At 60.0% G+C, this 12862-nt stretch carries 13 protein-coding genes; 9 read left to right on the top strand and 4 right to left on the bottom strand.

The genetic code is table 11. The features are described from left to right. Positions 1-203: 203 nt before the first annotated feature. The 3 genes from PK28_RS12460 to PK28_RS12450 all read right to left on the bottom strand — a co-directional run bounded on the left by PK28_RS12460 (position 204) and on the right by PK28_RS12450 (position 2384). Positions 204-938 (bottom strand): YebC/PmpR family DNA-binding transcriptional regulator, encoded by a 735-nt coding sequence (locus PK28_RS12460; protein ID WP_044514296.1) that lies wholly within the window; start codon positions 936-938, stop codon positions 204-206. Positions 939-1044: 106 nt separating this feature from the next. Next, positions 1045-1908 (bottom strand): SDR family NAD(P)-dependent oxidoreductase, encoded by an 864-nt coding sequence (locus PK28_RS12455; RefSeq protein WP_044514293.1) that lies wholly within the window; start codon positions 1906-1908, stop codon positions 1045-1047. Between the two features lie 44 nt (positions 1909-1952). Continuing rightward, positions 1953-2384, bottom strand: coding sequence for a hypothetical protein (locus PK28_RS12450; RefSeq protein ID WP_156126373.1), 432 nt, complete (start codon positions 2382-2384; stop codon positions 1953-1955). A gap of 92 nt (positions 2385-2476) precedes the next feature. On the opposite strand from PK28_RS12450, the gene PK28_RS12445 reads away from it, so the two are divergent. Both PK28_RS12445 and PK28_RS12440 read left to right on the top strand, forming a co-directional pair. Beyond that, a complete protein-coding gene (locus PK28_RS12445) occupies positions 2477-3394 on the top strand; it encodes an arginase family protein (protein ID WP_044514289.1) in 918 nt (305 codons plus the stop codon). 162 nt (positions 3395-3556) lie between these two features. Continuing rightward, positions 3557-4360 carry a DUF4097 family beta strand repeat-containing protein gene (locus tag PK28_RS12440; protein WP_044514286.1) on the top strand — a complete coding sequence of 268 codons (804 nt, stop codon included), beginning with the start codon at positions 3557-3559 and terminating at the stop codon, positions 4358-4360. Between the two features lie 270 nt (positions 4361-4630). Here the strand turns inward: PK28_RS12440 and PK28_RS12435 are convergent, their stop codons facing one another. Further along, positions 4631-5575 carry an MBL fold metallo-hydrolase gene (locus tag PK28_RS12435; RefSeq protein ID WP_044514284.1) on the bottom strand — a complete coding sequence of 315 codons (945 nt, stop codon included), beginning with the start codon at positions 5573-5575 and terminating at the stop codon, positions 4631-4633. Positions 5576-6038: 463 nt separating this feature from the next. Between PK28_RS12435 and hutU the strand changes: the two genes are divergently transcribed. The 7 genes from hutU to PK28_RS12400 all read left to right on the top strand — a co-directional run bounded on the left by hutU (position 6039) and on the right by PK28_RS12400 (position 12758). Continuing rightward, entirely contained in the window at positions 6039-7802 is a 1764-nt protein-coding gene (gene hutU / locus PK28_RS12430; RefSeq protein ID WP_082017094.1) for a urocanate hydratase, read from the top strand. Positions 7803-8221: 419 nt separating this feature from the next. Beyond that, positions 8222-8770: an REP-associated tyrosine transposase gene (locus PK28_RS12425; RefSeq protein ID WP_044514281.1), complete on the top strand. Its 549-nt coding sequence runs from the start codon at positions 8222-8224 to the stop codon at positions 8768-8770. Between the two features lie 216 nt (positions 8771-8986). Then, positions 8987-9712, top strand: coding sequence for an NADPH-dependent F420 reductase (locus PK28_RS12420; protein WP_044514279.1), 726 nt, complete (start codon positions 8987-8989; stop codon positions 9710-9712). A gap of 403 nt (positions 9713-10115) precedes the next feature. Further along, positions 10116-10721: a cupin domain-containing protein gene (locus PK28_RS19570; protein WP_082017093.1), complete on the top strand. Its 606-nt coding sequence runs from the start codon at positions 10116-10118 to the stop codon at positions 10719-10721. A 179-nt stretch (positions 10722-10900) separates the two neighbouring features. Further along, complete coding sequence (locus PK28_RS12410) at positions 10901-11251, top strand: hypothetical protein (protein WP_156126372.1); 351 nt, start codon at positions 10901-10903, stop codon at positions 11249-11251. A gap of 138 nt (positions 11252-11389) precedes the next feature. Beyond that, positions 11390-12187, top strand: a complete 798-nt coding sequence (locus PK28_RS12405) for a helix-turn-helix domain-containing protein (RefSeq protein WP_044514277.1) — start codon at positions 11390-11392, stop codon at positions 12185-12187. A gap of 76 nt (positions 12188-12263) precedes the next feature. After that, positions 12264-12758, top strand: coding sequence for an anthrone oxygenase family protein (locus tag PK28_RS12400; RefSeq protein ID WP_044514274.1), 495 nt, complete (start codon positions 12264-12266; stop codon positions 12756-12758). Positions 12759-12862: the final 104 nt, after the last annotated feature.

Here is a 12862-nt window from a genome sequence, read left to right as displayed (position 1 = left end):
GCAGCCTAGGGCAGAAGTGGCAGGAAAGAAGACTGACTGGCAGATGCCGGACGGAAGCGGGTGGTTGCCTAAGGGGCAAACAAAAAGCGGGCTGCCCCAGGAAGGAGCAGCCCGCTTTTTGTCATTCCGAGCGAAGCGAGGAATCTGGGGTAAGTCGTTGAAGCAGTGAACTCAGATTCCTCGCTTCACTCGGAATGACAGTTCTAGCCGAGGGTGTGGTACACGGCCTGTACGTCGTCGTCCTCTTCAAACTTTTCTATCAGGTTCATTACCTCTTCCAGCTCGTCGCCTTCCAGGTGTACGGTGGTGTTGGGCACGCGCTGCAGCTGGGAGGAAAGCACGGGCAGGCCTTTTTCGTCGAGGGCTTTCTGCATCATGCCGAAATCGGGGAAGGCCGTTTCCACCACAATGAGGTCTTTCACATTGCCGTGCTCGTCCTCGTCCTGGGCGGTGTACACGTCTTCGGCGCCGGCGTCAATCAGCTCCAGCTCCAGCTCGTCCAGGTCCAGGCCTTCGGCGGCCAGCTTGAACACGCCTTTGCGTGTGAAGGTGTAGTCGGAAGAGCCGGCCGTACCCAGCGCGCCGTTGCCGCGGTTGAAGTACATGCGCACGTTAGCTACCGTGCGGGTGGGATTATCGGTAGCGGTTTCAATTACGATGGCCACGCCGTGGGGCGCGTAACCCTCATATACCACTTCCTGGTAGTCTTTTTCTTCGCGCGAGCTGGCGCGCTTAATGGCCGCATCTACCCGGTCTTTGGGCATGTTCACGCCTTTGGCGTTCTGCATGGCGGTGCGCAGGCGGGAGTTGGTATCGGGGTTGGGGCCCGATTCCTTCACGGCCATTACAATTTCCTTCCCGATGCGGGTAAAGTCCTTGGACATCCGGTCCCAGCGCTTCATTTTGCGGCCTTTGCGGAATTCAAACGCGCGTCCCATCTATGGTGAGTTTGTGAAATGGTGAATGGTTGAGTGCCCTACCGGCATGGGTGGAGCTGAAAGGGCCGCAAGTTAGCAGAAAGCCCGGCCGGGCGCAACGCAGAAACTAGGGGCGGGCCGGCGCCAGCCCTAAACTACGCCCCAGCAGCCTATCCAGCACCCGGGCAGGCAGTAACCGGGGCACAATCCAGGCTCGAAACACCTCGGCGGCAATGGTGTAGCGCACTTTGGGCCGCGGGGTTTCCATAATGTGCACCAGCTTAGCCGCCACGTACTCCGGCGTGAGGCCCGTTTTGCGGGTGCGGTTGATGAATTTCACAAAGCGCTGCGCCGGCGCATAATACGGCGTGTCATGATACGGCTCTAAATCAATGCCTTTATCCCAGATGGGCGTTTGGGTAACGCCCAGACCAATGAGCACCATAGGTACTCCAAACAGCTGTAATTCCCGGCGCCAGGAAGCCGTAAGGCCTTCCAGCGCATGCTTGGCGCCCACATACGCCCCCATAAACGGCGCGGCCACCTGCCCACTCACCGAGCCAATGACCAATACCCGGCCCGGCTGCCCCTGAAAACCTACGCGGGCGCCCAGCATGGGTAAAAATGCCTGCGTCACCTGCACCACCCCCAGCACATTCACCTCAAAATGCTGCCGGATTACCTCAACGGGCTGATAGAGTAGGGGGCCGCCAAAGGCTATGCCGGCGTTATTGATGAGCCCGCGGAGCGGCTCTCCGTTCAGGATGCGCTCCACTTCCGCGGCAGCGCGCCCAATGGCAGCGGCATCGGTAACATCAAACAGTAGGGGCACAAAGGCTTCGCCCAGCTCCGCACGCAGGCGCGCCGCATCTGCTTCCCGCCGCACGCTGCCAAACACGCGGTAACCCCGCCGTAGAAAAGCCTGGGCCGCGGCCAGCCCCACGCCGCTGGATACGCCCGTGATAAGCATGGAAGGAATAGTAGTCTGCATAAGCCGGTTGCCTGAAATATTTTGAAAATAGGCCTTAGCCTGCGCTATTGCTGACGCAGGGTGTACACGCTCTGGTTGGTAGCCGGGTAGCCCTGCAGCGTAATGGTAAGCACGCCATTCAGCAGCTGAAAAGTGCCTTCATCGGTGCGGGGCTGGCCTTTTTTATCGGTATAAGAAAAGCTGATGCGGTTACCGGTGAACGTGAAGCGGCCATCCTGATCAAAGGGCATGGTGGTGCCGTTCATGGCCAGGGTGAGGTGCTTCTGATAGGTGCCGTCGGGGCGGAGGAGAAGCGTGCCACCTACGCCGCGGGCGGGCATGGGGTCGGGGCTGGTGGCTTTATCAACTATGGAATAGCTGAGGTAAGTATAGGTGGTAAAGAAGGAGGGCGTGGGCCGGGCCACGTACTGGGGGGCTTTAGTAGTAGGCTTCTGCGCTTGCGCCGAGGCCAATGAACAAACGAGCAGAAGGCTCAAAAATGGAAGTAGGAAGCGCATCATACCCAAAGATAGTGCGCCCGCCCCCGGGATGTAGCATCAGGCGCGGCACGGCTTGATATCTTTGGCGTATGCCCACTTTTCTCCGTGAACTTATCCGCCCCGCCGCCGAGCTGCCCCAGGCCGACGTCTGCCTGGTAGGCCTGCCCCTCGATTTTGGTACTGTGCTGGAAGGCGGCCGCGCCGGGGCTGCTGGCGCCCCCGATGCCATTAGGCGGGAGCTGCGCCGCTACCACAAAACCTACAACCTGGAGCACCACATTTCGCTGGACCACCTGCGCCTGGCCGATGCCGGCAACCTGTCCCTGCGCCATGTCAGCCATACGGATAACCATGAAACCATCCGCCAGGGGCTGGCCGAATTACTGCGCCGGTACCCGGTGGTAGTGGTGCTGGGTGGCTCCCACGATGGCACCTATAGCACCGTGCGCGGCCTTTATGATGCTGAAGGCGGCAAGCCCCTGGGCGGCATTAACCTGGATGCTCACGCCGATGTGAAGCACCGGCCCGACCTGATCAGCAGCGGTACGCCCTTCGGGAAGCTGCTGCGCGAAGGCCAGTTGGAGGGCCCGCGCTTTACGGAGCTGGGTCTGCATTCCAACCTGAATACGCTGGCGGATATAGATTTTCTGCGGGCTCAGATGGCGCACATCACGCCCCTGGCCCAGGTGCAAAAAGCCGGGATGGAGCCCGCCATGCTGGAAGCCCTGCACCAGGCCACCGCCACCGGCCCCGCATTCGTGAGCTTTGATATAGATGGCGTGGCCGAAGCCTATGCGCCGGCCGTGTCGGCGCCCAGCGCCGATGGATTTACCCCGCGTCAGGCCGTAGAAGCCGCTTTCCTGGCGGGCCAGAACCCCTTTGTGCGCCTGTTTGAAGTAGTTGAGCTGAACCCCGTTTTCGACCGCGACAACCAGACTGCCCGCCTGGCCGCTACCATCATCACGGCTTTCCTGACGGGAGTAGCCGGCCGGCTGGAGAAACCCTAGCAACGGAGGGCAATGGCTCGCGCCGTGCGTGTTTTCCTTTTATCACCCATAAAAATTCTGATAAAAATGAAAGCGGAGGCAACGATTTAAGGGCGGCCGCAATCTATAGCAGCGAAGTCTCCTTCCGGGGCTTTTTTGTCTCACCCCACTTCTATGCCTGCTATGAAAACTACCTGCTTTGCTCTGTTCCTCAGCTTGGCCGCCTTCTCCGCTACCGCCCAAACGGCGCCGGCCTTTACCAGCACCTGCCACGAGCGAAATTCCTCCGGCTCCAACAAGCATTTCTGCGAAACCCGCGACCTGAATATGGCCGCTCCCGCCGCCTCCGGCACCCTAACCATTGATGGGCGCGCCAACGGCGGCATTACAGTGCGCGGCTGGGATGGCAGTGAGGTGCGCGTGCGGGCCATAGTAACGACCTGGGCCAAATCGGAGCAGGAGGCGCGCCAGCGGGCTTCCGCCATCAGCATCAGTACTAAAAACGATAAACTGCGCGCCGAAGGCCCTTCCAGCCCGCTGGGAGATAACTGGGCCGTAAGCTATGAGGTGCTGGTGCCCCGCCAAACCGCGGTGGCCATGAATACCGTGAATGGCGGTATCAGCATTGATGGGATGCAGTCCAACATTAAGTTTGATGCGGTGAATGGCGGGGTTTCCCTAGCCAATGTAGGGGGCTATGTAAAAGGCAGCACCACCAATGGCGGCCTGCACATTAAACTGGCCGGCGCTAAGTGGGAAGGCAAAGGGCTGGATGTAGCTACCACCAATGGGGGCATTACCTGGGAGCTACCCAAAAACTACTCGGCCCGGCTGTACACCAGCACTAATATGGGCGGTATCAGCGGCGACCTGCCCGTTACCAAAACCGGCATGATGAGCAAGGAAGTAACCGCCAGCCTCGGCCAAGGGGGCGCCCCGGTGAAAGCCGTAACTACCAACGGCGGTATCAAAGTCAACCAGCAATAAGCCTCCTATTACATGCTGGCGGGCCAACCTTCAGGAATTAACCTGATATAGGCTCCGCACAGCAGGAAATAATTTATTTCTCCTTTGTCATCCTGAGCAAAGCGAAGGATCTTATCATGATAGAACGAGTCGTTGTTACACATGTCGTTCAGTCGTGATAAGGTCCTTCGCTTTGCTCAGGATGACAGAGGGGTTTTGACAAAAAGCTTCATAGCCTGATAAACCAAAAGCAAGGCCCGCCGGAATATTCCGGCGGGCCTTGCTTTTGGTTTACAGTGCCCACTCGTGTTGCGTGGTTCGCACGCGGCGGTGGCGGGAGCTCCACCACCACACGGCCGTGGCTACCAGGGCGGCCACCCCACCCACCAGGGCCAGTTGGGCGGGCAGGGTATCGGGTGGGGCCGGAGGGAGGTATTCTACCCCGTTTTCATCGGTGCGGGCGGGGTGATGCACGTAGCGGCCGTGCTTGGGAATGGGAAAGTGGGTGGAGAGTTCCAGCAGCTGCTCGGCCACATGGGGGCCGCGCATGACCGGGCCGTGTCCGCAGCCAATGGCATTAGGCCGCAGGTGCGCCAGCTCCGCTACCGATTGCCAGGTTTGCTGCCAGTTAAAATTGAACGGCGTACCGGCCCGGCTGATGCGCGGAATGCCCAGCAGCACCGCGGGCACGGAGTCGTGCTCAGTGGTGGCAAAGGCATCGGCCCCCAGCAGGGTAGCGTCTTCGTGGCGGAAAAAAGCTACCTGGCCGGGGGCATGGCCGGGCACGTGCAGGCACTGCCAGCCGGGCATAAAGGGCGGCTCGTGCAGGTCGGGCACCAGCGCCTGCACATGGCCATCAAACTGAAACGACTGGGGCGGGAAAAACCGGGAGACAAAGGCCAGGGAGCCGCCCACAGTGGGGTCGGAGGGTGGGTAAACGGCCCGGCCCGTGAGGAAGGGCAGCTCCAGCGCGTGGGCATGAATGGGTACCTGCCAATACTCGGCCAGGGCCAGGGCAGAGCCGGCGTGGTCCAGGTGCCCGTGCGTGAGAAAAATGGCTTTGGGCCTGCTCTCGGCGCCAAATAGCTTGGCGGCGGCTTTCTTAATGGTGTCCTCGCTGCCGGGCAGGCCGGTGTCAATCAGCACCCATTCGCCCGGCTCGCCGGCTTCCACAAAATACAGATTAACGAAACGCTGAATGCGAAGCTGGGTAATGCCAGTGGCTACCTGATCCATGGTTTTTGGGGTGAGTTGGTTCGTGTAACTAGCAGTACGCAGATTTCAGGGTTGGGATTTACTCGTGGGGCAATGGCACGTCATCGGAAGCCTAATAAATTATCTGCTTTCCAGAGCCGCCCGGCCCGTCCTATCGAGTTCATACATCGTCATGTCGAGCGAAGTCGAGACATCTCGCGTGAGGTCGTTGGGGTGGTAATGTCATGCTGAGCGCAGCCGAAGCATCTCTACCGCTTCGTTGGAATGTTATTGATTAGCCAGAGGTAGAGATGCTTCGGCTGCGCTCAGCATGACGGTATGATTTTTCCAGACCGGCCCGGCCTTGCCGTACCCACGTCATAAGGTCCTTCGCCCGCTCAGGATGACAGAGTAGGGGTAGCATACGGTAACATGTAAAAACCACTTCAGGTGAAAGGCAAAACCAATAACTTCGCCGCTCCCCAACCCTGAAAAAAGCCCACCCATGCCGCACTCTGCCCTGGAAACCCCCGAGCTCAACCTCGAAGCCAACAGCCAGTCTTCCGCCGCCAAGCAGCCCACCACCCGGCCCATGTACTACGAGTACAAGCCCACGGAAACCGTGAAGGCCAAGCACGGCACCGAGCTGCGCTGCAAAACCTGGGAAGCCGAGGCAGCCCTGCGCATGCTCGAAAACAACCTCGACCCTGCCGTGAGCCTGGTGTACGACGAGCTGATTGTGTACGGCGGTGCCGGCCGCGCGGCCCGCAACTGGAAGGAGTACCAGACCATTGTTAAAAGCCTGAAAGAGCTGGAAGCCGACGAAACCCTGCTGGTGCAGTCGGGCAAGGCGGTGGGCGTGCTGCGTACCTGGGCCCACGCCCCGCGCGTGCTCATTGCCAATAGCAACCTCGTGCCTGCCTGGAGTACCCAGGAGTACTTCGACGAGCTGGACCGCATGGGCCTGATGATGTACGGGCAGATGACCGCCGGCTCCTGGATTTACATTGCCACCCAGGGCATCCTGCAGGGCACCTACGAAACCCTGGCCGCCGTGGCCGACAAGCACTTCGGCGGCACGCTGGCCGGCACCGCCACCGTTACGGCCGGCCTGGGCGGCATGTCGGGCGCGCAGCCGCTGGCTGTGAGCATGAACGACGGTGTGTGCCTGGTCATCGAGCCCATCGATGCCCGCGTAAAGCAGAAGGTGCGCGAAGGCTACGTGGACGAGCAGGCCCGCGACCTGGACCACGCCCTGGAGCTGATGGCCCAGTACAAAGCCGAGCGCAAAGGCTGGAGCATCGGCCTCACCGGCAACGCCGCCACCGTGCTGCCCGAGCTGCTGGCCCGGGGGTATAAGGCCGACATCGTGACGGACCAAACCTCCGCCCACGACCTGATGGACTACATTCCCGAGGGCGACATCACGCAGGTATTGGAGCTGCGCAAAGACAATCCCGAGGAATTCAAGCGCCAGGCCCTGGCCTCCATCGTGAAGCACTGCCAGGCCATCATCGACATGCAGGCCGGCGGGGCCGTGGCCCTCGACTACGGCAACAACCTGCGCGGACAGGCCGAAAAAGGCGGCCTCAAGGTGCGTGACGAAAACGGCCAGTTTCTCTACCCCGGCTTCGTGCCCGGCTACATTCGCCCGCTGTTCTGCGAGGGCAAAGGTCCCTTCCGCTGGGCCGCCCTCTCCGGCGACCCGCAGGACATCCTGCGCATCGACCGCGCCCTGCTCGAAACCTTCCCCGACAACAAGATGCTGGCCCGCTGGATCGAGAAGGCCCAGGCCAAGGTGCCCTTCATCGGCCTGCCCGCCCGCGTGTGCTGGCTGGGCTACGGCGAGCGGGAGAAGTTCGGCCTGGTTATCAACGACCTGGTGGCCCGTGGCGAAGTGTCGGCCCCCATCGTCATCGGTCGGGACCACCTCGACTGCGGCTCCGTAGCCTCGCCCAACCGCGAAACCGAGGGCATGAAGGACGGCTCCGACGCCGTAGCTGACTGGCCCCTGCTCAACGCCCTGGCCAACACCGCCTCCGGCGCCGACTGGGTTTCCCTGCACAACGGCGGCGGCGTGGGCATCGGCAACAGCACCCACTCCGGCATGGTCATCGTGGCCACCGGCACCCCCGAAAAAGCCGAGCGACTGCGCCGCGTGCTCACCACTGACCCCGGCATGGGCGTGTTCCGCCACGCTGATGCCGGCTACGAGCTGGCGCAGCAGGTAGCCCAGGAGCGTGGGGCGAAAATTCCTAGAGTATTATGAGCAAGAAAACTTGGGAAATTATAGGAGGCATTGGACTAATAGTAGGTGACTTCCTCTTATTTCTGGTCTGCTTTTCTGAGCCTTCTGTTCCTAAGGTTTTGGCCACAATATCATGGATAACGTTTTTCCCCTTAATATTTCTAGGGGCTTACCTAATTGGCCGAAAGCCCACTTCAACTCGTCAGTAGTAATTGCCTTGGCCGGCTCCATTCTCAAATGCTAGCAATACTGTACTCTGTAATCAGATATGTTCCTTGCTAGCGCGCGTTTCTAACGCGTGCTGATCGGTTTCGCGTTTGTGACGCGAAGAAGGCGCACCGTCCACTGAGAGCATCCCAACCATCCGCGCCAGCGTGTGAAATCGGTAGGCACACGTTAGAAAAGTGCACCACCAGCGCAGAGAATTGTCAACCTTTGCTATGTCCGATAAATACCAGCCTAGTGACCCTGCGGGCATTTACTTCTTGACCATGACGGTCGTGGATTGGGTGGACCTGTTTACCCGGGGTAGCTATAAAACTATCATTGTGGATAGCCTGCGCTACTGCCAGCAGCACAAGGGACTGGTACTGTACGCGTGGTGCCTGATGCCGAGCCATCTGCGCCTGATTGCAGCAGCGGCTCCAGGCCATAGCCTCTCGGCTTTCCTGCGCGACTTCAAAAAGCATACGAATCGGGAGCTGCTGCACGGTATTCAGCACGAACCGGAAAGCCGCCGCGAATGGCTGCTACACCGCTTCGCCTTTCATGCTGCTCAGACGCGGCGCGTGCAGGATTACAAGCTGTGGCAGGATGGCAGCCATGCCGTACAATTGCTCACGCCAGCCTTTGCCAGGCAAAAACTCGCTTACGTGCATCAGAACCCCGTCGCGGATCTGACAGTGGCCGAGCCGGAACACTATGTATACAGTTCAGCGGCGGCTTATGCCGGGCTGCCGGGCTTGTTGCCGGTAGAACTTCTGGACTAGCTATAAGCCGACACATGCTGACGCGCGGATAGCTGGGGTACTCTTGGCAGACGGCGCGCCTTCTTCGCGTCACAGACGCGAGACCGACCAGCACGCGTTAGAAACGCGCGCTAGCAAGGGCACTACCACCGAGAAAAAAGCAATTTGCCCCCATAGCTGTTTAACCACCTGCGGCGGTGCAGTGCCGGCGCGCAAACCTTACAAACTATCCCAACTATGAACATCGGAATCATTGGCGCGGGCCATATCGGCAGCGCCCTAGCTGTGCGGCTGACGGGCCTCGGCCACCACGTATACATTGCCAACTCCCGTGGGCCCGAAACCCTCAAAGACGTGGAGCAGAAAACGGGCGCCCAGGCCGTGACGGCAGAGGAAGCCGCCCGGCGCGGCACCGACCTCATCGTGGTAACCATCCCGCTCAAGAACATTCCCAACCTGCCCAAGGACCTGCTGGCCAGTGTGCCCCGCGAGACGCCCATCATCGACACCAGCAACTACTACCCCATGCTGCGCGACGGCAAGATTGCGGAGCTGGAAACCGGCAGCCTGACCGAGAGCGAGTGGGTGCAGCAGCATTTGGGCCGCCCGGTGGTCAAGGTGTTCAACAACATTTACGCCCACCACATCGTGGAGAAAGGCCAGCCCAAGGGCACGCCCGGCCGCATCAGCCTGCCCGTTGCCTCCGACGATGCCGCCGCCAAGCAGAAAGTAATGCAGCTGGTGGACGAGCTGGGCTTCGACGCGGTGGATGCCGGCACCCTGCACCAGTCGTGGCGGCAGCAGCCCGGCACCCCTTCCTATGGCGCCGATATGCCGGCTGATAAGCTGCGCGAGAACCTGGCCAGCCTCGGCACTGAGCGCACCGAGGCCCAGCACGCCGAGTACAAGGCCAACCACGCCCAGCAGGAGAAAGCCATGGCGGCGCAAGGCATCAAGCTGTAATAGTGAGCTGGAAGACCCGGCTACCCAGGGCTTTCTGAGTGCAGCAGTTCAGCGCAGACCTGGTTGCAGGAGCCTGGCATAAGGCCTTCGTAATATCCTGGTAGGTTTTCCCTCTTGAAAGGTGTCATCCTGAGCTGGCGAAGGACCTTCTCACGCCAGCACCAGTTGTAAAAACGATAGTCGTTCTGCTGTCATAAGGCCCTTCGCCAGCTCAGGATGACAGATGGGTTTTCTGCTATGAGCTTCTGGCAGGACCTGACTAATTGTAAGTACTACTTCGACAGCTGCGCCGCCTGAAAAACTCAGGCGGCGTTTTTCGTTTTGGTGGGGCAATCCATCTTGCTGCTTTGTACCTTAATGCTGCGTCAGGGCAAACTATCTGGTGTGGTACACCACAAGCGCAATGGAAGAACTTCTAAGCACCCGTCGTAGGGTATTACAACTGCTGGCTGCTACTATGGCGGGCAGCGCGGTGGCGCCCGTGGCCGGCTGGGCCGCGCCTGCGCCTTTGCCCCCGGGACCGAAGCCCGTTTTTATTGCCCCGGGCGCTGGCCGCAAGGGGCATATCTCCGTGAACGAGGTAGTATTCAAGCTCAGCAAAGACCAAACGTCCGGTAACTTGGGCAGCGCCGAAACTACCCTGCTTCCCGGCTATATGGGTGCTCCGCCCCATCGCCACCAGCACTTTGATGAGGTATGCCGAGTGCTGGAAGGCACCTTATCTATTTTGGTAGGAGAGGAGGTGTACACGGTGCCCGCGGGCGGCTGGCACCTGCGGCCCCGGGGCATAGTGCACAGCTTCTGGAACAGTGGGCCAGTGCCCGTAAAGTTCATTGAGCTATACCTGCCCGGCGGCCACGAAGCATACATGCAGGAGCTGACCACGCTTTTTGAAAATGGCCGCACGCCCCAGCCCAGCGAGCTAGATGCCGTGGCCCGCAAGTACGACATTGAGTTTTTCTGGGACCAACTGCCGCCTCTTCTGCAGAAGTACCAGGTGCGTTTGTAGGGCGGGCAGATGTTATCTGAGGATTCTGGTTGCTGATAGCAACTGACAATAATGCCGTGGTGGAAACCGGTTTGTTGCTGGCCGTTGCGGGGCAGATCTTCACCGGTGTGCGTCTGGTGTGGGCGAGCCGTAAGGAGCCGTAATGGCCATGGGCGCGCCGGGTGCAGATTTTCTCCGGCTTGTACCTGGCTTTTTTCCTGCTGGTGCATACCGGCGTGGTGCTCACGGGGCGGGCCTGGTTTGGGCGGAATACCAATCTGTACTTTGCGGCGGCGGGCATCAATACCTTTCCATTTAGCCTATTCTTCATCCCGTATTACTTCCTGGCGGTGGTGGCCGTGTTTGGGCACGTTGCCAGCCTGCACTACCAAAAAGGAACCCGACTTTGGGGAGAGGCCAGTGCGCGTAGGCAGGCCCTGGGAATTGGCAGTGCGGGTGTGCTGGTGGCGTTGCTCATTCTGTTTGCCATAACTAACCACCCGCAAGGCCTCCCCATTCCCGCGCGCTACCGGCAGACGCTGGGAAAATAGCGCAGGTTATTCGTCAGCGCAGTAGCCAAACGCACCCGTAGCAAGCGCTTAGCCGGAACATGCCGGCTCCTGCTTATATTAGCTAAGCAGAATGTTCGTGCAGAATTCATTACGTGTCTACCCCAAGGCCGCTGCCTGATGGAAGCTCATTACTATTCCTGCGCCCAAACCAGGGTAGCGCCCTACGTAACGGCTATGTGGCAGGTGCAGGGGATGCCCGCGCATCAGCAGGAAACCATTCTGCCCAAAGGCATCATCGAGCTTATTTTCAGCTTCGCAGACCCTTTGCAGCTGCGCTTAAACCCGGAAGCCGAGGCGCAGACTACGCCGGCGTGTTTTATCAGTGGGCTTACCACTAAGCCCATGCAGCTGCAGGCTCCGCCGGCGCAAGCCTTGTTTGGGGTGCAGCTTACGCCACTAGCGGTGCGGAGGCTGTTGAAAGTACCGGCCGGGGCGTTTTTAAACAGCCTGATTGACGTAAGGCTGCTGAATCCGTCCTTTGAAACCCTGGCGAACCAGCTGGCGGAGGCGGCTACGTTTCTGCGGCGGTGTGTGCTGCTGGAAGCCTGGGTGCAGCAACGGCTGCAGCAGGTACCGGCGCAGGAAGCGGTGCTTTCGGCTTATCTCAGCGGCGCGTCGGTAGCGGCGGGGTCGGTGGCGGAACTGGCCGATAGAGTGTGCTACTCGCCGCGGCAGCTTAGCCGTAAGGCCCACGAGCTGTTTGGCCTTTCGGCGGAGGCGTTGCTGCGCTACCGGCGCTACGTGGGCGCCCTGCCGGCGCTGCATGCGCCCGGTAAAAGCCTGACGAGTGTAGGGCTTGAAAATGGCTTCTACGACCAGGCGCACTTTGTTCGGGATTTCCGGCACTTCACCGGGCTTACGCCCAGCCACTACCGGCAGCAACTAAGTGAGCGGCCCGGGCATCTGTTCCGGTAAAACTTGTCCGATACATACAATTTTCCGGGGGCCCGGCGGCGGAACTTTGTGGAAACAAACAACCTAACCTGCCGCTATGAAACGCCCCTTCCTTTTCGCCTCGCTCGTGGTTGCCTCGGGCCTCATGCTCACCAACATCTACAGCTCCATAGTAGATGCGCCCTCCTGGGGAAATAACATTCCCTATTCCATGGATGTAGCCCGGGAGTACTACAAAGCTTCAAATCCCGGCAATTTCTTCCGGATATTCTCTCCTCTCAACCAGGGGCTGGGGCTGCTGTGCGTGGTGCTGTTCTGGAAAAGTGGGCGCAAAACCCGCCGGTTTCTTATCGGGGCGTTTCTGCTGTATTTTCTGGCCGAAGGAATCACGTTCCAGTATTTCTACCCCCGCAATGCCATCATGTTTGAATCCGGCACCACGGATCAGGTGATGCTGAAAAATGTGTGGCAGGAGTGGAGTACTACCAACTGGCTCCGGACGCTGGTGGTAGCCGCCGGCGTGGTGTGCTCCGCTTTGGCCCTGCACCGCACCTATACTGCCCCAAAGCAGGCCGAGCTGGCCGGCGCATAGCTTAGGAAACGGCTACCGGCGGCCTGCCGGAGCAACGCAACGGGCCTGCCGAACTAAATCCGGCAGGCCCGTTTGGCGTGGTAGCAGTATGTTGCCGCTACTGG

It is taken from the genome of Hymenobacter sp. DG25B (assembly GCF_000801315.1).
GTDB lineage: Bacteria > Bacteroidota > Bacteroidia > Cytophagales > Hymenobacteraceae > Hymenobacter.
This window is presented reverse-complemented; position numbering and strand designations above follow the sequence as displayed.

Excerpts from the sequence above, each read along its gene's own strand:
- PK28_RS12440 (WP_044514286.1), top strand. The coding sequence starts at position 3,557 with ATGAAAACTACCTGCTTTGCTCTGTTCCTCAGCTTGGCCGCCTTCTCC.
- PK28_RS19570 (WP_082017093.1), top strand. The coding sequence starts at position 10,116 with ATGGAAGAACTTCTAAGCACCCGTCGTAGGGTATTACAACTGCTGGCT.
- PK28_RS12455 (WP_044514293.1), bottom strand. The coding sequence starts at position 1,908 with ATGCAGACTACTATTCCTTCCATGCTTATCACGGGCGTATCCAGCGGC.
- PK28_RS12425 (WP_044514281.1), top strand. The coding sequence starts at position 8,222 with ATGTCCGATAAATACCAGCCTAGTGACCCTGCGGGCATTTACTTCTTG.
- PK28_RS12460 (WP_044514296.1), bottom strand. The coding sequence starts at position 938 with ATGGGACGCGCGTTTGAATTCCGCAAAGGCCGCAAAATGAAGCGCTGG.
- PK28_RS12405 (WP_044514277.1), top strand. The coding sequence starts at position 11,390 with ATGGAAGCTCATTACTATTCCTGCGCCCAAACCAGGGTAGCGCCCTAC.
- PK28_RS12420 (WP_044514279.1), top strand. The coding sequence starts at position 8,987 with ATGAACATCGGAATCATTGGCGCGGGCCATATCGGCAGCGCCCTAGCT.
- PK28_RS12435 (WP_044514284.1), bottom strand. The coding sequence starts at position 5,575 with ATGGATCAGGTAGCCACTGGCATTACCCAGCTTCGCATTCAGCGTTTC.
- PK28_RS12445 (WP_044514289.1), top strand. The coding sequence starts at position 2,477 with ATGCCCACTTTTCTCCGTGAACTTATCCGCCCCGCCGCCGAGCTGCCC.
- hutU (WP_082017094.1), top strand. The coding sequence starts at position 6,039 with ATGCCGCACTCTGCCCTGGAAACCCCCGAGCTCAACCTCGAAGCCAAC.
- PK28_RS12400 (WP_044514274.1), top strand. The coding sequence starts at position 12,264 with ATGAAACGCCCCTTCCTTTTCGCCTCGCTCGTGGTTGCCTCGGGCCTC.